This is a genomic window from Flavobacterium sp. GNP008 (assembly GCF_056428965.1).
Genome location: NZ_JBWJVL010000004.1, coordinates 73,826 through 96,689 on the forward strand (window position 1 = coordinate 73,826; position 22,864 = coordinate 96,689).

12 protein-coding genes are annotated in these 22,864 nt (G+C 34.9%); 1 reads left to right on the forward strand and 11 read right to left on the reverse strand.

What is annotated here, in order from left to right; genetic code table 11:
• Positions 1-143: 143 nt before the first annotated feature.
• The 11 genes from AC0608_RS12295 to corA all read right to left on the reverse strand — a co-directional run bounded on the left by AC0608_RS12295 (position 144) and on the right by corA (position 19,824).
• Positions 144-2,240, reverse strand: coding sequence for a glycoside hydrolase family 97 protein (locus tag AC0608_RS12295; protein ID WP_478289248.1), 2,097 nt, complete (start codon positions 2,238-2,240; stop codon positions 144-146).
• A 143-nt stretch (positions 2,241-2,383) separates the two neighbouring features.
• On the reverse strand, positions 2,384-4,684 hold the full coding sequence (gene bglX, locus AC0608_RS12300; RefSeq protein WP_478289249.1) for a beta-glucosidase BglX: 2,301 nt from the start codon (positions 4,682-4,684) through the stop codon (positions 2,384-2,386).
• Entirely contained in the window at positions 4,681-5,388 is a 708-nt protein-coding gene (locus AC0608_RS12305; protein WP_478289250.1) for a carboxylesterase family protein, read from the reverse strand. The genes bglX and AC0608_RS12305 overlap by 4 nt, the downstream gene beginning before the upstream one ends.
• Positions 5,389-5,394: 6 nt before the next feature.
• Positions 5,395-6,783: a glucoamylase family protein gene (locus AC0608_RS12310; protein WP_478289251.1), complete on the reverse strand. Its 1,389-nt coding sequence runs from the start codon at positions 6,781-6,783 to the stop codon at positions 5,395-5,397.
• 73 nt (positions 6,784-6,856) lie between these two features.
• Complete coding sequence (locus AC0608_RS12315; protein ID WP_478289252.1) at positions 6,857-7,834, reverse strand: LamG-like jellyroll fold domain-containing protein; 978 nt, start codon at positions 7,832-7,834, stop codon at positions 6,857-6,859.
• Between the two features lie 17 nt (positions 7,835-7,851).
• Positions 7,852-9,312, reverse strand: coding sequence for a RagB/SusD family nutrient uptake outer membrane protein (locus AC0608_RS12320; protein ID WP_478289253.1), 1,461 nt, complete (start codon positions 9,310-9,312; stop codon positions 7,852-7,854).
• A 4-nt stretch (positions 9,313-9,316) separates the two neighbouring features.
• Positions 9,317-12,325 carry a SusC/RagA family TonB-linked outer membrane protein gene (locus AC0608_RS12325; protein WP_478289254.1) on the reverse strand — a complete coding sequence of 1,003 codons (3,009 nt, stop codon included), beginning with the start codon at positions 12,323-12,325 and terminating at the stop codon, positions 9,317-9,319.
• 243 nt (positions 12,326-12,568) lie between these two features.
• Positions 12,569-15,313 carry a ligand-binding sensor domain-containing protein gene (locus AC0608_RS12330; protein WP_478289255.1) on the reverse strand — a complete coding sequence of 915 codons (2,745 nt, stop codon included), beginning with the start codon at positions 15,311-15,313 and terminating at the stop codon, positions 12,569-12,571.
• A gap of 94 nt (positions 15,314-15,407) precedes the next feature.
• The gene (locus tag AC0608_RS12335; RefSeq protein WP_478289256.1) at positions 15,408-16,607 is read right to left on the reverse strand and encodes an acetate/propionate family kinase; all 1,200 of its coding nucleotides are present in this window, start codon (positions 16,605-16,607) and stop codon (positions 15,408-15,410) included.
• Between the two features lies 1 nt (position 16,608).
• The gene (gene pta, locus AC0608_RS12340) at positions 16,609-18,702 is read right to left on the reverse strand and encodes a phosphate acetyltransferase (RefSeq protein WP_478289257.1); all 2,094 of its coding nucleotides are present in this window, start codon (positions 18,700-18,702) and stop codon (positions 16,609-16,611) included.
• A 51-nt stretch (positions 18,703-18,753) separates the two neighbouring features.
• The gene (gene corA / locus AC0608_RS12345) at positions 18,754-19,824 is read right to left on the reverse strand and encodes a magnesium/cobalt transporter CorA (protein WP_417961560.1); all 1,071 of its coding nucleotides are present in this window, start codon (positions 19,822-19,824) and stop codon (positions 18,754-18,756) included.
• 339 nt (positions 19,825-20,163) lie between these two features.
• Here corA and AC0608_RS12350 point away from each other — a divergent pair, with 339 nt between their 5' ends.
• On the forward strand, positions 20,164-22,725 hold the full coding sequence (locus tag AC0608_RS12350) for a zinc-dependent metalloprotease (RefSeq protein ID WP_417961562.1): 2,562 nt from the start codon (positions 20,164-20,166) through the stop codon (positions 22,723-22,725).
• Positions 22,726-22,864: the final 139 nt, after the last annotated feature.

Sequence of the window (22,864 nt, forward strand, 5' to 3'; positions counted from 1 at the left end):
CAAGGTAATAATTTGAAATAATACTTTATAATTTTAGTTTTAGTTTTAGTTTTAGTTTAAATTGCAATTTCGTAATTGGTATCGATTAGTACATACAAAATTCAAAAAAATCCCGCACGAATTAAACAATCTGCTCGGAACTTTTATTTAATTAGTTCGAAACTGATTGCCGTTCCTCCACCTGGAGCCAGGTTCAAGTTGATATTTGATTTACTGGTGACTACCATCGTCTTTATTCTATACGCAATAGGATTTATTTGCCAATCGGCATCTTTCGCATCTTCATAAATAATAGCTTTATATTTTTTTCCTTTGGTAAGAAAGTCTAATTTTAGTTCTGATTTTCTGGCATTTTCATCTGTGATCGCACCTAGAAACCAAGATTCCGTCCCCTTAGCTTTCCTAGCAATTGTAATATAATCACCTGGTTCTGCTTGAAGAATTTTAGAATCATCCCAATCAACTGCAACATCTTTGATAAACTGAAAGGCATCTGGATATTTTTCATAATTTTCTAATAAATCAGCTGCCATTTGTATTGGAGAATAGATGGTTACATATAAGGCTAATTGCTTGGCTAATGTAGTATGCACTTGCTCGGTTTTATTTTTATCATAATAACTCATTTTGATTTCAAATATTCCAGGTGTATAATCCATTGGACCTCCCAATAATCTGGTAAATGGTAATATCGTTTCGTGCATGGGTGGGTTTCCAACACTCCAAGCATTAAATTCATTTCCACGAGCAGCCTCAGCAGCCACATAATTTGGATAAGTTCTACTGTACCCGGTTGGTCTTGAGGATTCGTGTGAATTCAGCATTAACTTGTTTTCGGCAAATCGTCTGGCTACAAAATTAAAGTGGTTGACCATCGTTTGTCCGTCATGAAACTCTCCTCTTGGTATAATTTTACCTACATATCCTGTTTTTGCAGCGGGATAGTCGTGTTTTTTCATCAAATCTAATGCTCGGTCCAAATGACGTTCGTAATTCGCAACCGAACCCGATGTTTCATGATGCATGATCATTTGTACCTTTTTTGCTTTGGCGTAAGCCGAAATCGCAGCAATATCAAAATCCGGGTAAGGCGTTGTAAAATCAAAAACTTCCTCTTTCCAGTTTCCATTCCAATCCTCCCAACCTACATTCCAGCCTTCGACTAACACGCCGTCAAAGCCATTTTTGGCGGCAAAATCAATGTATCTTTTGGTGTTTTCTGTTGTGGCGCCATGCTTTCCAGATGCTTTTGGTGCATCAGCAAAATTCGTGGCGTTTTGAGATCCTGCATAATCCCAAGTTGATTTGCCAACATGCATTTCCCACCAAATCCCAACATACTTCATGGGTTTAATCCAAGAAGTGTCTTCTATTTTTGAAGGCTCATTTAAGTTTAAAATCATTTTAGAACCCACAATAACTCTAGCGTCATCACTAACCATGATTGTTCGCCATGGAGAGACACAAGGTGTTTGCAAATAGGCTTTATCGCCAATCGCATTGGGAACTAATTCTGCTTTTAATTTGTAATTTGTTACATCGGCCTTTACATGCATAACCGGATAATTGACTACTGCAGCTTCAAAAATATTAAGGTACAATCCTGTTGGAGATTTCATCATCAATGGGGTTTGAATCATATATTTTTCAGGAATAGATTTTACTCCAATTCCGTTGTTCCTATTAATTTTAGTATTGTCTATTTCAGAAAATTTTGTTTCATTGTATTCATATTCATTACTGTCAAAATCTCCTGGAATCCAGAAAACTTTATTATCTGCAGTCAAATTAAATTGAGTAACCTCATCAGAAATGATGAAATAATTCAACGCTGCTTGTCTTGGAAAATCGTATCTGAAAGCTACTCCTTCGTCAAAAACTCTAAAAATGATATTCATTTTGACTTTAGATTCTTTATTGATCAAAGAAACAACAAGTTCATTATAATGATTTACAATGCTGGCTTGTTCCCCTAAAACGGGTTGCCAAGATTCATTAAAACTAGCCGTTTTTGAAGTCAGAATTTCAAAATCGGCGTCGAGAGCCGGTTTTTCCTTTAGTTTAATTCCTAAAGCACTTTCTAAAACAACTGCTTTATTTTTGTAATTAACTGTATAGATGGGTTGTCCGTTATCCCCTAATTTGAAATTTACGACTATCTTACCCGAAGGCGATTGTACCATCTGACAATACACAGAATTTAAACTAAAGAGTAGAAAAAGAAAAAATAAATATTTCATTTTGAATGATTTTTTTGAATTGATAAAAGTAAATAAAATTGCCTTTTATATTTGTATCGCTTTTAACAAATACCATTTTTTTGTTAAAAAAAAACCCTTCAGCAAACATACTGAAGGGCCGATCATAAACAAACAAACCAAATCTATTTAATCAACTCAAAACTAACTTTAAAGGTGGTACTGGAATTTGTACCTATAAAAACTTGAAAATCACCCGGTTCAGCAATAAATTGTAAATCAGAATTATAAAATTTTAATTCTTCAACAGAAATTTCGAATGTTACTGTTCTTTTATCTCCTTTTTTTATGGCTACTTTTTGAAATCCTTTCAATTCTTTTAGCGGTCTGGTTACTGATCCAACTACATCTCGTATATACAATTGAACGACTTCTTTACCATCATAATTCCCTGTGTTTTTAACGTCAACACTAACCGTCAACTTTTCGTTAAAATTCATTTTATCTGATGAAATTTTTAAGTTCGAATACTCAAAAGTGGTGTAACTCAATCCAAAGCCAAACGGAAACAATGGCTCATTTCTTTCGTCAATATAATTCGATCTGAATTTCTCGAACTTCCCTTCTGTATTACCTAATGGTCTTCCTGTATTTTTTTGGTTGTAATAAATAGGCACCTGCCCTACACTTCTGGGGAAAGTAGCAGTCAATTTTCCCGAAGGATTTTCATTTCCAAACAAAACGTCAGCAATGGCACTTCCTGCTTCACTTCCTGCAAACCAAGTATTCAATATCGCGGGAACAGTCTCATTTTCCTGAACCAAAACTAATGGACGACCTGTGAATAAAACCAGAACAACCGGTTTTCCTGTTTTTAATAAGGCTTGTAGTAAGTCTTTTTGAGCTTGTGGAATCTCTAAATTAGTGCGGCTGCTGCTTTCTCCACTCATTTCTGCAGATTCGCCAAGGGCAGCAACAATTATATCGGATTGATTCGCTATTTTCAAGGCTTCTGCCAATAATTCTTCGGTAGTTCTATTATCGCGGTGCAATGTTTTGCCAAACATAGTTGCTTTTTCTTCGAAAGTCGCATCATAATCCAGATTGCTTCCTTTGGCGTAAAGCACTGTTGTCCCTTTGCCCGCTACTTCTTTTATTCCTGCCAAAAGCGAAATAGATTTATCCTGATTTGTTGCTACACTCCAAGTTCCTGCCATATTTTCTTTGGCATCCGCCAAAGGTCCTATAACGGCAACAGTACCTGATTTTTTAAGGGGAAGCAACTGATTGTTGTTTTTTAATAAAACTAGGGACTGTGCGGCAATATTCCTAGCTTCAGCTCTGTTGCTTGCGGTAAAAATTTCTTTTTTAGCTCTTGTAGAATCTGTATAGCGATACGGATCGTGAAACAATCCTAGATCATATTTAGCATTCAAAATAAGACGGACGGCATTATCAATTTGTTCGATACTCACTTTCTTTTCGTCTACTGATTTCTTCAAAGTCGTTAAGAATCCCTCGCCCACCATATCCATTTCAATTCCGGCATTTAATGCCAAAGCCGATACGGTTTGCAAGTCTCCCATTCCGTGTTCGATCATTTCAGGAATTCCTGTAAAATCAGTTACCACAAAACCGTCAAAACCCCATTGTTTTCTCAACACATCCGTCATCAACCATTTATTTCCAGTTGCAGGAATTCCGTCTACTTCATTAAAAGAAGCCATAACTGAACCTACTCCAGCATCAACAGCGGCTTTATACGGTGGGAAATAATCATTATACATTCTGATTCGACTCATGTCAACTGTATTGTAATCACGTCCTGCTTCGGGCGCACCGTACAAAGCAAAATGTTTGACACAGGCCAAAATGGTATTATTCCTTGACAAATCATTTTGTTGATACCCATTGACCATAGCTTTTGCAATTTGGCTTCCCAAAAAAGGATCTTCACCAGAACCCTCCGAAACCCTGCCCCAACGTGGATCACGGGAAATATCAACCATAGGGGAAAAAGTCCAGTTAATTCCATCAGCACTGGCTTCTTGTGCCGCAATTTGAGCACTTCGTTCTATTAATTTCATGTCCCAAGTAGCAGACATTCCCAAAGGAATCGGAAAGGTTGTTTCATAACCATGAATCACGTCCATTCCAAAAAGCAACGGAATTTTTAATCGGCTTTTTTCGACAGCAATCTTTTGAACTTCATATATTTTTTGAACAGATTTGATGTTGAACAAACCGCCCACTTTACCTTCTTCGATATTCTTCGCCACATTAGAACTGTTAGCAGCTCCAGTAGTTATATCTCCCGAAGTAGGCAAATTTAATTGCCCAATTTTTTCTTCCAAAGTCATTTTAGAAAGCAACTCGGCTACAAATTCAGTTTTAGGCTTAATTTTAACTGCTTTTTTAGGTGTCTTTTTTTGGCTGTAGCCAAAAAAAGAAAAGCTAATAAAGAGTATGATCAATTTAATTTTCATTTTATCTGTTTTTTATTTTGTTGGAACATCCAATCATAAATTTTTTGGTTGTCATATACACGCGACCAACTGTCGTGGTTTGCATCATCAAAAATGGTTAGTTCCACATTGGTGTTGCAGGTTTTTAATTTTTTATACATTGCAATAGAATAATCCACATTGACAACATCATCTAATAATCCGTGAAAAATCCGAATAGGAATAGCTTTGATTTTACAATTTTCGATCATTGGAATTCTATCTACATATCCTGCAATAGGCACGAAAGCAGCAAAAGTCTCAGGATGTGCAAAAGCTAGATTCCATGCACCCCAAGCTCCCATACTAAGACCTGTGAGATAAATTCTGCTGGGATCAATATGGTGTTCTTTCTGGATCTTTAAAATCAAACGGTACACTACTTCTTCGTTCCAATATTCGTTTTCCGGACATTGTGGTGCCAAAACATACGCATCGAGTTCGTTACTTTTCAAATACTGGAATGGTCCGTGTGCTTTTACTTTTTCGATATCCGTTCCTTTTTCACCTGAACCGTGCAGAAAAACAATCAGTGGCTTTTTTTCTTTAGTATTTTTTGGAACGTGTAACGCGTATGCTAATTCCCGTTTTTGTACGATTTCAGTTTTTATTTTCCCTACAATCTCAGTTTGAGAAAAGGAATTCCAGGATACTAAAAAGGCGGCTGCAATAATTAAATACTTCATCACACCTTACAAATTATATTTTGTAGAATGAAAGCCCAATTTTGCCAAACCCGGTTTTATTTCCGGAGCATTCATGAATAATTTCCATAATAAACCGGTACGGTGATTTTCAATCATGGGAGCAATTGTACCTTGATCAATGGCTAAATATCGTGGCGTTACCCAATTATAATGCGGAGAAAAAGCATCATAAGGCCCTGCTATTCCAACATACTCTGCTCTTTTTTCATCGTATAAATAATGAAGAAACTTCATGGATTCTACGGGTGTAAAAGGAAAAGAAGAAAGTGCTGCCGTAGGTGTAATTACCCCTAAATCATTATTGGGTTGGTGTGCTGAATATCCTGTAGAACCATCGCTGTTACGGGAATAACTCGCCGTTAAACCCCAACATTTATCCGAATATCCTTTCCATTGTTTTGGATTAGCAATGCAATATTGGTTGATGATTTTAGAATGATTTTGGGTCAATGCCCAATAATCGGCATATTGATCTTTCAAGGTAGTAGGATCTAAACCTAAATAGGAATATTGCGCCCAGAACAAAGGCCCTACATTTCCTGAAGCTCCATTGTAATTTAACACCACCGGAATTCCGTATTGTGAGCCTCCATTTTTAATGGCACCATTTCTAGCCCACGCCTGATGATAAGCCTGTGCCGAAATAGGATGTGTAGGCGAAGCAGCTCCCAAAATATAGGTAATCAAACATTCATTATAGCCTTCTAACTTAAAGTTCATGTCCCAACCGTATTGGGGTGACCAATGCCAGTAAAGGGCGTTTTCTCCTTTGGTATACCAATCCCATTCTACTCCTTTCCAGAGCGCATCCGCTTTTAAAGCTAATGCTTTTTCTGAGTCAGAACCGTTTTTAAAATATTCTCTAACGCTTAATAATCCTTGGCAAAGAAAAGCAGTTTCAACTAAATCACCTCCATTGTCTTTTGTTCCGAAGGGGATTACTTTTCCGGTTGAGCCATCCATCCAATGTGGCCAAGCGCCGTGAAAACGTTCGGCTTTTTCGAGAAAATTCATGGCAGTTGTAAGTCGTGAAACCGCTTCTGATCGATTTACAAAACCGCGTTCAACACCTACAATTATTGACATTAATCCAAAGCCGGAACCTCCCGTAGTGACAATATTAGCTTCAAAACTAGGATCATTGGTATAATAGCGTTCTCTGGCGAGTCTAGAATTGGGTTCCGCATACTCCCAAAAATATTTGATGGCATCTTTTTGAACCTGATCCATAGCCTCAATATCCGTCAAAGGGACTGTTGGAGTTACGGGAGTTGTTGGCAACGGAGTACCAGTGCCTCCTGTACTCTCCGGAGTTGAGGAAGAGCAGGAAATAAAAAAACTAATACAAAATAGGATACTCAGGGAAATCTTCATTTTAATAAAAATAATAGGATTAATAATTTTAAAATAAACCCCTAGTTTTTTAAAACTAGGGGTTTACAATCTTTTATCTGTTGTCTTTTTCTAATTTATTAAGTGCCGATATTTCGTTTATAGAAAGAGCTACGTTATAAATTCTAAACTCATCTAATAGTCCTGCAAAACTAGTTGCCCAGCCTTCTTGAGAACCAATGTTTAAAGACGGGGTGGTTTCAAATTGATGTGTTCCTATAACAACTTTACCATTTGTACCCGTCATTTGAAAATTGCCATATTTTGGAGCATTATTAATATTGTTTATATCACCTGGATTATCCGCAAATAAAGGGGCAACACCAACAGTCCCATTAGCCGGAGCATAAGGAAAACCACCTAAATTTGCACATAATGCTCCATTTACATAAGCTGATACAATACTGGTCGCTGCATTATAAGTAAATACAACATGAATCCATTGGTTCAAACTATTATCTAAATTCATAATTGCACCTTGTCCTTTCCATGCTACACCAGCTCTTCCATTTTCTATACCTAATTTTAATCGCAATCTATTTGGATAATTATTGTCCGGGTTTTCTAAATATAAATTTAATCCTCCCCAAAACTCTAATGGTCTCACTATTGAAAAAATACCTTGAGCACCTTTACCCACTCCTGGAGTCGCTGGATCAACAGTATTTGCTGTATTCATCCAAAAAGAGACTGTAAAATTATTTAAAGAGGTAATTGCTTGTGTAGCATTTGCGACAGCATATCGCTCTTGAGAACTTGATCCAGAATAGGCATTTCCTTTTATTCCGGTTGCATACCCTACATTGGTACCCATAGATCCCGTAAGATTGTTTTTACTGTCCGTAAGATTGTTTTCAAAACTCAATTTAGTGATCAAATTGCCCGCTGCTATAGCATCTGAACTTTCAAAACCTCCAATTGCTTCATAAGGAATTGGGCTGTTTACGGTATCGATACTATCCTCGTTGCAGCTCACAAAAAATTGTGAAGCCAGAACAGAAGCAAACAAGAAAATATATTTATTTTTTTTCATTTTTACTGTTTTAAGAATTAATAACCAGGATTTTGAGATGACAATCCAGCAGCTTCTCTAATAAATAGTTGTGGTAATGGAAACACTTCATGTTTTCCCGCTACAAATGTTTTGCCATGAATAGCAAAAGCAGCTACCGCTCGTGCCGATCCTGTTCGAACTAAATCAAAAAATCTGTCGTGTTCAAAAGCCATTTCGACTCTTCTTTCTTTCCAAATTGCAATTTTTATATCCGCTTGTGAAGTAAATGTTGTATTGGCTAATCCAGCTCTTCTTCTAATTTGGTTTAACAAAGTAATTGCTTCGGGAGTTTGGTTTAATTCGTTCAATGCTTCTGCTTTCATTAGGATTACTTCGGCATAACGCAAATACTTGATATTCGTATCTGAATTATCCTGACCAGAAAAAGCAGAAGAATAGGCTTTGTAATTGTATCTTGGATTATCTGCATCTGCAGGTACTACTCGGCCATCGTATAAAGTTGCCCCTCTAAACATAATTGTTGCATTTTTTCTAACATCATTGGCTTCATAAGCATCTAATAAACTTTGAGAAGGTGTGTTGAAACCCCAGCCCCATCCTCCAGAACCACGAGCCCCCTGAGTTTGCGAATATTGTTTAATTCCTTGAGCAGGAACAGAACCCACACCCTGAATTTCAAAAATAGATTCAGCGTCATTTTCTCCTGCCAGTCTAAACATAGACGCATAATCCGAAACGAGAGAATACCCAGTAACTAAATTGCAATTATCGATCACTTTCTGCCAGTTTTTTTGGTATAAATTCACTTTGGCTAACAAGGCATAAGCAGCTCCTTGTGAAACTCGTCCTTTTTCGGAAGCGGTATAAGCTGCTTTATTAGGCAATGCTGCAATAGCAGCATTCAAATCACTTTCGATAAGCGCATATACTTCCGCACTTGATTTACGTGTTAACTGCATAATTCGATCTTCTTCTGAAGAAGGATTTGGCAAACGATCAACAATGGGAACGCCACCGTAGGTTTTAACCAAAGTAAAATACATGAAAGCACGTAAAAACTTCGCCTCACCAATTAGCCTAGTACGCAAAGCAGGATTAGCCTGATCTAATTGCGGAATGATACTTAATGCCTGGTTGCATCTATTGATTCCTTCGTAATTAGCTATAAAAATTTCGCTAGTGGAAGGACTTGATGGATTATAGGTCAAAGCATCCATTAAATCTTTGTCAGAACCTGAATCTCCAGCGGAAGATCCTTTGTCAGCATCATCAGAGGCAATACTAGAGACACCATTCCAAGAAAAGGAAGACATGTTCCAATCTAAAAACTTATTATAAATAGCAGTAACAAAGGTCGCTGCACCGGCATCATTGTTGAACAATTCGATATCATTGGTAGAAATAGATTCAGTTTGATCTACCTCTAAATATTCATTTGAACATCCTGAAAAAAAGAACGCGGATAAAACAAAAACGGAGATATATATTTTTTTCATACTCTTAAAAATTTAAATTAGCACCAATAACAAATGACCTCAAGGTAGGATAAGCGTCTAATTCGATTCCTTGACTTCCATAAGGGTCGCCATTTCCATTCAATTCCGGAGAAAAACCAGAGAATTTCTGAGTGATTAATGGATTGATCGCATTGACATATATTCTGCAAGAATTTATAAATCCTTCTTTTAAAGGAATTTTATACCCTAAAGTAATGTTGTTGATTCTAAAGAAGTCACCTGATTCTAAATAATAAGTTGAAGCGACAGGAACTTGATTAAAAGGTGCTGGATTTGAAGCAGTTGTATTGTTTATGGTCCAAAAGTCAGTGGCCAAATATTCTTCAATGTTTTCATTTCCAAAACGTTGTGCTTTTTTACCATTGTACACTTTAGCTCCTGCAGTTCCGTATCCGTCAACTGAGAAATCAAAGTTTTTATAATTCACTCCTAATGTAACCCCATACGTGGAAGTAGGCAAAATAGAACCTACATATTTTTTATCGGCATTGGCCAAAACACCTTGTGCTACTTTTTCACCTGCTGCATTGTAGTACAACATGGCTCCATTTGCAGGATCAAAACCGGCATATTCGTAGATAAAGAAACTACCTAACGGCTGACCAACGGAGGTATTATCTAATATCTTAGTATCCTGTCCGTTTCCTAAACCTCCACCAATAAGTGGTGCCAAAGTTGCATCTTTTAGACCTGAAAGTTTATTTTGGTTATTTGAAAAGTTACCTCCAACCCAATAACTCAAATTATCTGTCAATTGATCATCCCAACGCAATGCAATTTCATATCCTTTGTTTGATACTTCACCCACATGTGCCGGAGAGGAATTACTTATTCCAGAAGTTAGATAGGGTTTAGTATTCAAAATAACATTCGTTGTTGTTTTGTCATATACGTCAAATGAACCTTTAAGTCTACTATTTAGGAATTCAAAATCGACACCTGCAGAGGTTTCTTCTGTAATTTCCCAAGATAAACTGGGATCAATCTGAGAATTAATAGTCGTTCCTTCATTCAAAATAGAACCTCCTAAATAATAACTCAATCCTGAAGCATAGGCTTGATTGTTAAGCGGTACGTTTTGGTTTCCCAGTTTACCCCAACCTCCTCTTAATTTCAATAAATCAACTCCTTTGACATCCGCCATAAAACCTTCTTTGGAGATAATCCAACCCAAACCAAATGCAGGAAATGTTCCCCAACGGTAGTCTTTCCCAAAATTAGAAGAACCATCTCGTCTAAGTGTTCCTGTAAATAAGTAGCGATCCATTAATTTATATTGAAAACGACCAAAATAGGAAGCCAATTTAGTTTCATTAGAAACTACATCACTATAATTCATGATATTACCGGAGTAATCAACGCCGTTTAAAGCCCAATAATTAGCATCTGCGTTTACATTTTTTCTGGTAACAGTCAATGTTTCTCTAGACCCTCTAATGGAAGTTTCAATTCCACCGGTAAGTTCAACATCATGAATCTCCCCAAAAACTTTATTATAAGTAAAGTAATTCGTTAAATTCCAATTGAAATATTGTGATCTGCCTTTTGTCAATAAATTCAAAGGAACCCCTTCATTAGCAGCTTCATAATCCGCTGGGCTTGTATTAGGATTTCGCGCCATCCATATTCCTTGGGAATCTGAATAGTTGTAATTTTTCCAAGAATAATATTCCCCATTAAATTGGGAAGTAAATGTTAAGGAATCAAAAATATCATAATCTAACTTCAACCCTCCTTGCAAAGTCAAACTCCTTTGCTGTTCATCAAAAAAGTCTAATTGCGCTACTGGATTCCCCACATTATTAAATAAAGCACCTGTTGTACCTGCAAAACCATTTGCACCTACCAGTGGAACACCGTATTGACCATCTGGAAAAAAAACAGGTACTATAGGAGATTGTTTATAAGCAGTGGTAAAAGCGCCCAAAGGTTTAGGAGCTGAATTAGTCGAGCCAAAACTAAAATTTTGATTTAAAGTTAGCTTATCAGAAATCTTATACTCATTATTATTTCTAAAGGTAGTACGACTGTAATCTAAACCTTTAAGAACTCCTTTCTCTTCATAGTTTCCAATGCTAAAAAAGAATTTAATATTTTCTGTTGATCCGGAAACCGAAACGTTATTTTGAGAATACGATCCTGTTCGGGTAATGGCATCAAACCAATCCGTATTTACTGGTTGATCTTGCGAAAAAGTAGTAGATTGCAGTGCAGCATTCGAATAATGTGAAAACTTATTACTTCCTGCCATTTTTACTTTTTTCAAAGGTTGTCTAAAACCCGCAAAAGTTTCAAATTCTACGGAAACTTTGTCCCCTTTTCCTTTTTTAGTGGTAATAATAATAACTCCGTTAGCTGCTCTGGTTCCATAAATAGCAAGAGAAGAAGCATCTTTCAAGATTTCATAAGAAGTAATATCATTAGTATTAATGTTATTAATGTTCTCCGTTGGCATACCATCTACAACAAATAAAGGAGTTCGGCCACCAATTGCTGTACCTAACCCCCTAATAACCACAGTAGGTGAACTTCCGGGTAAATCCGAAGAAATTACCTGAACCCCAGCGGCTTTTCCTTGGATGGCTTGTGAAGCATTGAGTACTTTCGTTTTAGAGATTTCTTCCGCTTTCAACGAAGTAATAGAAGAAGTATTATCAATAATTTTTCGAGTTCCATACCCAATTACAACGACTTCATCTAATTGTGTATCCTGATCCTCTTGAAGAACAATACGCATCAAGCTTGATGTAGCTGTTATAGAAGTTGGTTCAAAACCTAACATAGAAATTTGTAAAACTTCACCTTCTACAGCTCTGATTTCAAAATTTCCGTCAAAGTCAGTAGTTGCATTCGTTTTTGAATCAACTGCAACTATAATACCACCCGGAATTCCGATGCCATTTTTATCTGATACCTTTCCTTTAATTACTTGACCAGACATGTAAGCCGGAAGTAGAATGAGCGCTAAAAAGCCCAAAATAAAATTTCTCATATAGTATTAAATTGTTAAAATGTTATTAAAGCTAAAGTAGCTAATTACAACGTTATAGTTAACAAAACGGGAGTACTACATAAATACATCAAAAAATAAAAGAAACAAAAAAAACCAATGATTTTAAGCCGTTAACAATGAAAAGAAGACATTATTAAAGGTGTATGTGATGTAGTAATGATGTATTGTGACTTTAAGAAAAATACAATACATTAAATATAGTATCTATAAAAAAAAAGGTATTTATATGCTTATTAAAAACTTAGAAAGGTTTTCATCCTGAATAAGATTTAATTTTTTTCTTAATCGATACCGTTGCAATTCTACCCCTCTAAATGAAATATTCATCATTGGAGCAATTTCTTTAGAAGAGAGATTCATTTTTAAGTAAATACAAAGTTTAATATCCTTAGAAGTAAGGTTGGGATATTTCTTAGTTAGTTTGACAATGAATTCGTTGTGAATTTGATTTAGGTTATTTTCAAAAGTCTCCCACTCATGCTTATTCAATGCATTAATTTTAATAGTTTTCTTAATGTCGCTTTTGAGCTTATTAAAATCTGTTTCTGAGTCTAAAATTCCTTGAATATTGTGAATCATTTCACTTTGCTTTGCTATGGAAAGTGACTTGCCTGTGACCTCAAATGACTTTGTTTGCAATTCAAGTTCAAGAATATGCTTTTCATATTCTTGAATATTTAATCTGTTTTCGGCTTTTAATTCCATTTCCAGAATTTTATTTTGATGCTTTAACTCTTCATCTCTAAGCTCCAATTTTTGAATATATCGCATTTTATTCCACTTATAATAAAGATACAATATGCCCCCTAGTACAATCAAATACAACGTAATCATCCAAAAAGAAAAATACCAAGGCTTTGCTACAATAAATTCGAAATTAGAAATCCTGTTGTAATTTAATCCATTGCTGCCATAAATAGTTACGCTATGCAAACCACTACTCAGGTTATTCAATTCAATCAATCCCCCTTTAATGGGCATAAAATCGGATACAGTATTCGTTTTATAGAATAAATTTGGTTTTGAAGCTCCAAATTTTCCAGATATTGCATGTATTTTTAACTCCGAGTTGTAATTAATTCTTGATTTATTTTGAATCAAACTATCACCACTAAAAGCTTCTATTGTTATGCTTGTATTTTGTTTTCTTGCTTGTTTTAACTGAAGAGAAATAAACCCATCATCCAGATTTAATAAATAACTTTCTTTGTTTTTAAAAATTTTTAAATTGTCATTGATAATCTTTCCTAAATAATATTTTTCCTGAAGAACATTCCAAACAAATTTATTTCCATTGGCATAAATGTGAAACAAAAGACCATTCTGAAGTATTAAAAAATGGTTTTCATCAATAGAAACAATATTTGATATATTTTTAAAGTTTGCATTAAACAATTGATTGCCTTCCAGTTGATTCGTTATTGAGCTATAAGTATACCACGATTTATTGATTAAAAAAAAGATTTGACTTCTAAACTCAAATATTTTAATTCCAAAATCATTACTAATTTTACTGCGTTGGGTAATGTTTTCAACACTTGTGGTTTCATAAGCATCATTGTATTTTATCAAATATAAACCCCTATAATTATCTGCAGCCCATATTTCATTTTTTCGATTCTGAGCCACATACTTTATGGGCTTTAGTAGTCCTTTTATTGATATTTTTCGATCTAAATCATTCTCATCATTATAAAGGACTACACCACTATAAGTAGCTTGCAAATACGAATTATTGATACTACTTTTTACTAAATTCCAGCCTCCATTTATGGTACTTAATTTTGAGAATATTCCTTGCTCATAAATGAAAGTACCTTCATTGTGACCTATAAGAAATTTATTGTTTATTTTACTGATGTTCCAAGCTTGCCCTTGTGTATTTGGAATTAATGAGAGTTGCTTTTCTTCATATTTAAAAACACCATGATTAGAAGCCATCAAATACCCCTTTGGAGTACTTGCTACCGAATATACCGAACCTAAAATACCGGAATTATCATAAAAAATTGATATTGGCGAATTAACCTCAACATGAGCAATTCCATTATCTAAGCCAAGCCACAAATCATTCTCTTTGTCAAGACTAATACTCAAAATTGAGTTGTTCATCAAGACATTATTTCGGTTAATATTTTTGTAAGAATTGGTTTCAAAATCAAACAAATAAACCCCTTTATTGGCTGTCCCAATAACTAATTTACTGTTTTTAATAAAGGCAGCCACATTGATATTAGCTGCTTTCAAAATCTCGTTTAAAGGATTTTTCCAAGGTTTTAAAACACCATTTTCCTCAATATAAACACCATTTTTTTTGGTGAAAAAATAGGTTTTATTTTTAAATTTTTCAATTGCATGAATCACATTATTTTCTAATATCGACCATCTTTCTATTTTTTCAAACTTGAAATTATTCATTTTATAAATGCCTTTTTCAACCGAAGCTGCTAACAATTGATCATCCACTACGAAACAATAGGAGGCTAGAAAATCGAACTTACTTTTCTTAATTACTTTTCCATCGTATAGAAAAATGCCATTAAAAGATTGAAAATATACGTTTCCTTTAAATTTAAATATCTTCCAAATCTCTTCATTATCACTCTCCTCAAATACCTTAGTTGTATCAGAAATGGAAACATAAAACATTTTGGCATTTTTTCGGTACCAATAGCCAAATTCCTTATAAGAGCCTGTATAAATGCGATCAGCATCAACCATTACCGAGCGAATGATTGTTTTGTTAGGCAAACTGTATTTTTCCCACTTTACCCCATCATATCGCAATAAATAGTAATTATTAGCAAAATACATGGCGTTATCATTTCCTTGGGCTACATTCCAAATTTGATTATCGCCTTGATAATCCGATTTGTTGTAATTCTCAACAAAAGGGAGTAACTCCTGACAATAAAGTTGGGGTGAAATAAAATAGAAAAGGATTATTATTGTAATTCTTACATTCAAAATACGGCAGTTTTATGTCCAAATATAAATAGATTTATCAAATAAAAGGTATAAAAAAAGCCTCTGATTACAGAAGCTTTTATCGCTAGTTATTTTATCTAGAAAGCAATTCAAATACCTGATTGGCTATTTCTATTTCTTCATTGGTAGGGATAACTAATATTTTAGTCTTAGAGTCAGACGTATTAATTTCTCGAATTTCCTTGGAGCGAATTTCATTTTTAGCTACATCTAACGCTATACCAAAATAAGTCATATCTGCACATACTAATTTTCGAATGTAAGAGGAGTTTTCTCCAACTCCCGCGGTAAAAACAATAGCATCTAGCCCGTTTAAAACCGCAGTATAAGCGCCAATATATTTCTTTATACGATACGCATTCATGGCTAAAGCCAATTGACAATCGGCATTTCCGTTCTCTGCATTCGCTTCGATATCCCTCAAATCACTATAGCCAGTAAGTCCTAACATTCCGCTTTGTTTTTGTAACATCGTGTTGACTGCCTCGAGCGAATAACCCAATGAATTTACCAGATAAAAAATAACCGATTGATCTACATCCCCACTTCGGGTTCCCATAATCAAGCCATTCATTGGGCCAAAACCCAACGTATGATCGATACTTTTTCCGTCTTTTATTGCGGTCATACTGCAACCGTTTCCTAAATGTATCGTGATAATTTTAGACCCTTTATTCTCCGAATTTTGTTTCAAATAATGAATCGCATTTTCCGAAACATACTTATGACTTGTTCCATGAAAACCATAAACGCGTATTTTATTTTCTGTCAAAAGATAATTGGGCAACGCGTATTTGTGCGCTACAACAGGAATTGTTTGATGGAATGCCGTATCAAAAACAGCTACTTGTACTGCAGTACTAAAAATTGTTGATGCCACAGTAATTCCTTCTAAATTAGCGGGATTGTGCAAGGGCGCTAAATCAAAAAGCTGTCTGATTTTTTCTTTTACGGCTGCTGTTATAATAACCGTATTAGAAAAATCACTTCCTCCATGCACCACTCGATGCCCTACGGCTTCTATTTCTTTCGTACTTTTAATAACTCCCACAGTATCATCCAGTAAAAGTTTTGCAATTTTCTCTAGGCCAATTTTATGATTAGAAATTGGCACTGTTTCTTCTAGTTTTGTTGTTGAGGTAACATAACTAAGATTAGAAGTTTCCAAGCCTATTCTATCAATCATCCCCGAACAAATAACTTCATTGGTGGGCATGTCGATCAATTGGTATTTTATAGAGGAACTTCCTGAGTTTATAATTACTATTTTCATTTTATAATCCTTGTGCTTGAATTGCCGTAATAACGACTGTATTTATAATATCATCAACGGTGCAACCGCGGCTTAAATCATTTACGGGTTTGTTCAAACCCTGTAACATGGGGCCAATGGCCAGTGCGCCAGTTTCTCTTTGTACTGCCTTGTAGGTATTGTTGCCTGTATTTAAATCCGGAAAAATCAAAACGCTTGCTTGACCTGCCACTTCTGAGTTTGGCATTTTGCTTTGTCCTACACTCATATCTACAGCAGCATCGTATTGAATGGGCCCTTCAATTTTTAAGTCGGGACGTTTCTTTCTCACAATTTCTGTTGCTGTTCTTACTTTGTCCACTTCATTTCCTTTACCTGAGGATCCTGATGAATACGAAAGCATGGCAATCTTAGGTTCAATACCAAAAGCCAAACTGGAATCGGCGGATGAAATTGCTATTTCTGCCAGTTGCTCTGCGGTAGGGTTTGGATTGATGGCACAGTCCCCAAATACAGAAACGCGATCTTCAAGACACATAAAAAATATAGAGGAAACTACTGAGGAATTTGGTTTGGTTTTAATAAACTGTAAAGCAGGTAATATCGTTTGTTGCGTAGTATGTGCTGCTCCGGAAACCATTCCGTCTGCATGCCCTTTGTATACCATCATCGTACCAAAATACGAGACATCTTCCATTAAATCTTTGGCCATCCCTAACGTTACGTTTTTCGCTTTTCGCAACTCATAATAGGTATTCACATAGTCATTATATTCCTTGGATTCTATGGGATTGATGATTTGTACCTTAGAAAAATCAAAAGATAAACCCAGTTCCAAAACTTTACTCTCGATCTGTTTTTTATTTCCAATAATTGAAATATCCACAACATCCATCTCCAATAATCTGGAAGCTGCGATTATTATTCTGTCATCATTCCCTTCAGGCAAAACAATATGTTTTCTATGTTTTCTAGCCCTTTTTACTAAGTTATACTGAAACATTTTTGGTGTCATTCCATCCGCTTCAAAAGTGATTAGTTTTTCTGCCAAGTTGTCTAAGTCTACGTATTTTGCAAAAGTATTGATAGAGATTTCAATTTTTTGTTTGTTGTTTGCATAAATTTTGGATTTAATAGAACCAATCTTGTTGGTAATGTAATACGTGCCTTCTTCCACAGCAATAATAGGTACCACTGGCGCAAGACCTTCTATTAATTTCAAAATACTTATTTCAGGAAGGATATTCCCAGTCAAAACAATCCCAGAAATGGCAGGATAATTTATCGATTCATTGGCTTGTAATGCTCCAAGTATAATATCCGCTCTATCGCCAGGAGTTATCACCAGACTATTTTCTTTTAAATGCAATAAATAATTGCACAATTGCATCGCTCCCACACTAAAGTTGCCCGTTTGATTGTTTAAATGTGCTGCCCCAAACAACACTTTAGCATCCAACTCATTCACAATTTCCTGAACGGTGGGATTATTCAAATTAGGAATCAATGGAATAGAGTTTACTAAAAGCCCTGTTGGCAGACTTTTCTTCAACCCGTTTGTCACTAAATCAATATTCTCAAGTTGTACTTTATTGGCTATTACTGCCAAAACTTCTACATCCTTAACCTTGAACGAATCATAGGCTAGATATAAACTGTCAATTAGTTCTTCTAATGTTTTCCCTACTCCTGAACCTACAATAATTGTTGGAATTCCTAAATTTTTAGCAATTAAAACATTCATATCTAATTCGATAACAGTACCCTCCCCACTAAAACCAGTGCCTTCAACTAAAACAAAATCAAAACGTTCTTCCAGTTTCTTATATTTTTCAATAATCAAGTCCAGAACCTCCCCAATTTTCCCTTTGTTCTTTTTCTTTATTAGTTTACTTTTAGTAATGGCAAAGGCATCTTCAAATTCAATATCTAAACCAAAATGACCAATCACGGTCTCAATATGATTATCAAATCCTCCCTCTTCAGTATCTTCTATAATAGGTCTAAAATACCCTACTTTGGCCGTTTTGCCAATAAGCATGCTCATTAACCCTAACGTTATGATTGACTTGCCGCTATTCTGTTCGCTTGTCGCTATATATATGGCTTTGTTCATTTTTTATTTTTAATTTAATTCAAAAATTATTGTATGTTTTTTTTTAAAGCCTTAAAACCAACGGCGTTTTTTAAAATAAATAATCATACCAATGACTATTAGAAACATAAATCCCATTACGGTATGATACCCATACTGATATTTTAGTTCCGGTAAATTTTCAAAATTCATACCATAGACACCTACAATGAAAGTGAGCGGAATAAATATAGCAGAAACTATAGTTAGCGTTTTCATGATCTCATTCATCTTGTGTGTTTGTGCAGAGAAAAAAAAATTTGAGGCACTTTCTAAAGATCCCATATCAGATTCTATTTGTTCTAAAAGTTCTAAACTCTTTTGATGCAATCGAGCAAAAAAACTAAAACTCTCCGCTTCCATAACATTAAAAACATTATCATCTTTGATACTTTTTATATCATACAAAGAATCTCGCAATGGAATCAAAGAGCGCTTGAGAAAATTTAAATTATCCCTATGCTTCTCTATTTTTTCTAAAATTATAGGATCTACACTTTCCTTAGTCAGATTTATAAGCTCTTCAATTTTATCTTCTTCGTTTTCTAATGTGATATAAAAATTTTCCATGATAGCATCCAAAAGAATGTATAATAAATAGTCCGCTTTCTTTACTCGGACAATTCCGGAATGCGTTCTAATGCGCTCCCTGATGTGCTTAAAAAAATCACTTCGCTTTTCCTGAAAAGAAATTAAAATACCGTCTTTTATCAAAAAACTTATTTGTTCAACACTTATATTATCGGAATGTTCTGCAGGTAACAACGATTTTATATTAAAAAACAAAAAATCATGAGATTCTTCCAGCTTAGTTCTTCTTGTAGTATTTAAAATATCAGCTAACATGAAGTTATCTATTTTAAAATAATCACCTATTGACTTGAGCCACTCTACATTATTTAGACCGTGTATATTAATCCAATTTGTTTTTTGTTCGTCAATATATTTGTCTAAATCTGAAACTTTAAAATCTTCATACTCCATAAGATTTGCATCGTTATAGACAAACAATTGCATTTCAGAATCTTTGGTTTTATGAATCCCAGTATATTCTAAATTATAAGGCTGTAGTTTTCGCCCTTTTTTATATTTAATTTTTCTCATTCTACCCTATTTATCAAGTAATATTACAAAAAAAATCAAAGATACCGCTCCTTTTTCCTTTTGTTAGCAGTAAAAAAAATTAAATTAAATTTTGCCTTTTTTGCAAATAAATACCGGTACATAAAAACAATATCCATTCTTAACGCAAAAAATTATAGTCTAAATTAATAATAGGAATAAATAAACGATTGTTAATTATTGTTAATTGTTTAAAAATGCTGTACTTAATTCTATATTTTTAAAAATATATCAATAGATTTGAAACTTAATGGTCAATAAATAGAAGAATCTTTTATTTATTGAGTAAAACTAATTATTAACTATTATATGTTTAACTAAATGTTTAAAAAAAAACTAACCTTAATTATTGTATTTCTGTTAATTTTTTCAGCTCAAGAGTCCTTCGCTCAAAGTAGAAAAAAAAGAAAAGCAGATAAAAACGCAGCTGCAAAAGTAGACAGCAAATCTGCTGACGCTAAGAAAGAACCTAAACCTTACTTAAAAGTAATTGATTCAAGTGCCGTTACTCAAAGAGGATTGATTGATGTTCATAAAGTGGACAACAAATATCTTTTTGAAATTCCCGATTCAATTTTAGGAAGCGAGATGATGACCATTACCCGATATTCTAAGACTCCTGCCGGTGGAGGGATTTTTGGTGGAGAAGAAATCAACAGACAAGTTGTGCGTTGGGAAAAAGGGCTAAACAATAATATTCTGCTCCGATCGATCACGTATGTGATTATGTCCCCTGACGAAGACAAACCAATGGCTCAAGCGGTAAAAAATTCAACCTCAGATCCTATTGTTGGGAATTATGACGTTTTGGCCTATAAAAAGGATGCTTCAGGTAAGATTACCGGTTATGTAATTGATTTATCTACAACTTTCGATGCTGATGTTCAAACATTCTCTTTAGATCCAATTAAAAAACAATTATTAAACATTCAAACATTTCAAAAAGATAAATCATTTATCTCAAAAGTAAGTAGTTTTCCCATTAATACTGAAATTAGAAGTGTAAAGACTTTTACAACAACCCCTCCAAAAATCAATACTACACCTACTCCAAAAATTGGAGTAGATTTACCTTCTGCTTTAGATGCTGGTGTGATTACCGTAGAAATGAATACTTCTATGATTTTATTACCAAAAAATCCAATGCGCAAAAGAGAATTTGATGCTCGTGTGGGGTATTTTGCAAACCAATATGGTGTTTTTGAGGAAGAATCTCAAAAATCAGATACCAAAGTATTTGCAGTAAGATGGCGCTTAGAACCTAAATCGCCCGAAGATGCTCAAAAACAAAAAAAGGGAGAATTAATTGAACCTTTGAAACCGATCGTCTATTATATCGATCCGGCTACTCCAGAAAAATGGAAAAAATTCATCAAACAAGGTATTGATGATTGGCAAATTGCCTTTGAAAATGCAGGTTGGAAAAATGCAATTCGGGGAGAATATTGGCCAGAAAACGATCCTACTATGAGTCTGGAAGACGCTCGTTTCTCTGTTCTAAGATATTTTGCTGCTGAAATTCAAAATGCGTATGGACCAAATGTTCATGATCCTAGAAGTGGAGAAATTCTGGAAAGTCACATTGGATGGTACCATAACATCATGAGTCTTTTAAGAAACTGGTACATGATTCAAACTGCAGCAGTAGATCCTGCAGCCAGATCAAAAAAGTTTGATGATAAATTAATGGGAGAGCTGATCCGTTTCGTTTCTTCTCATGAAGTAGGGCATACTTTAGGGTTACGTCATAATATGGGAGCCAGTTCAGCAACACCCGTTGAAAAACTAAGAGATAAAGAGTACCAAGAGAAAAATGGACATACGTCATCTATCATGGATTATGCACGTTTCAATTATGTAGCGCAACCAGAAGATGGTGTTACAGCCTTATTTCCTAGAATTGGAGATTATGATAAATGGGCTATAAAATGGGGGTATTCTTATTTTGAAGACACCAAAAACGAAGCGCAAGAAAAAGCCTTCTTGAATGAAATGACTAAGGAAGCGTACAAGAATAATCGTTTATGGTTTGGTTCTGAATCCAGCCCTTATGATCCAAGATATCAAACTGAAGATATTGGGGATAATGCCATGAAAGCTTCAGAATACGGTATTAAAAACTTAAAAAGAATTTTACCTAATCTATTGGAATGGTCTAAAGAAGATGGCGAAAGTTATGCGGAACTTGACGAACTTTATGGAGCACTTACAGGACAGTTCAGACGATATATGGGCCATGTGACTAAAAATGTTGGTGGAATATACGATAGTCCTAAAACGTATGACATGACTGGAAATCAATTTCAAGTAGTTCCAAAAAGCATTCAAAAAGAGGCCGTATCGTTCTTGAACACTCAATTATTTACTACTCCTAAATGGTTATTGGATCAAAACATCCTTTCAAAAATCAACCCAGAAAGTGGCGTTGAAGCAATCAAAGGGATGCAAGATGCAACATTAACAAGCTTGTTAGCGGGTGACAGAATGGTTCGTCTTTTAGAGACGTCTACTGCAAGCAAAGACAATTACTCCGTTGATGAATTAATAAATGATTTGAACAAAGGAATTTTCTCTGAATTAAAGAGCAACAGTTCTATTGATATGTATCGCAGAAACATTCAGAAATTGTATGTTGACAAGATGATTGGCATGTTAAAGCCTGGTTCAGCAGAAGTTCGATCAGTTCCAGTGGGCGTAACCTATGGTTTCAATACAAGAAGAGTGAATTTAGCACAAACCGATTTACCTTCTATTGCACGTGGACAACTTACTAGTCTAAAAAATGATTTAAAGATGTCTTCTTCAAGAATGTCAGACCGAATGAGTAAATACCATGTACTCGATTTGATCTCTAGAATTGGGGAGGCCTTAGATCCTAAATAATTAATTAAAAAGGGAAAATGTTTAACAACATTTTCCCTTTTTTTTGTGATACCCAGTGTGGTTGCAACCTAAAATAGTAGTATAGAATAGCTACGCATTTCAAACTGTCTACAAATAAAACACCCGACTTTCTAAAAAG

Bases quoted from the DNA above. Each gene is read 5' to 3' on its own strand.
- AC0608_RS12295 (WP_478289248.1), bottom strand. From the start codon at position 2,240: ATGAAATATTTATTTTTTCTTTTTCTACTCTTTAGTTTAAATTCTGTG.
- bglX (WP_478289249.1), bottom strand. From the start codon at position 4,684: ATGAAAATTAAATTGATCATACTCTTTATTAGCTTTTCTTTTTTTGGC.
- AC0608_RS12305 (WP_478289250.1), bottom strand. From the start codon at position 5,388: ATGAAGTATTTAATTATTGCAGCCGCCTTTTTAGTATCCTGGAATTCC.
- AC0608_RS12310 (WP_478289251.1), bottom strand. From the start codon at position 6,783: ATGAAGATTTCCCTGAGTATCCTATTTTGTATTAGTTTTTTTATTTCC.
- AC0608_RS12315 (WP_478289252.1), bottom strand. From the start codon at position 7,834: ATGAAAAAAAATAAATATATTTTCTTGTTTGCTTCTGTTCTGGCTTCA.
- AC0608_RS12320 (WP_478289253.1), bottom strand. From the start codon at position 9,312: ATGAAAAAAATATATATCTCCGTTTTTGTTTTATCCGCGTTCTTTTTT.
- AC0608_RS12325 (WP_478289254.1), bottom strand. From the start codon at position 12,325: ATGAGAAATTTTATTTTGGGCTTTTTAGCGCTCATTCTACTTCCGGCT.
- AC0608_RS12335 (WP_478289256.1), bottom strand. From the start codon at position 16,607: ATGAAAATAGTAATTATAAACTCAGGAAGTTCCTCTATAAAATACCAA.
- pta (WP_478289257.1), bottom strand. From the start codon at position 18,702: ATGAACAAAGCCATATATATAGCGACAAGCGAACAGAATAGCGGCAAG.
- corA (WP_417961560.1), bottom strand. From the start codon at position 19,824: ATGAGAAAAATTAAATATAAAAAAGGGCGAAAACTACAGCCTTATAAT.
- AC0608_RS12350 (WP_417961562.1), top strand. From the start codon at position 20,164: ATGTTTAAAAAAAAACTAACCTTAATTATTGTATTTCTGTTAATTTTT.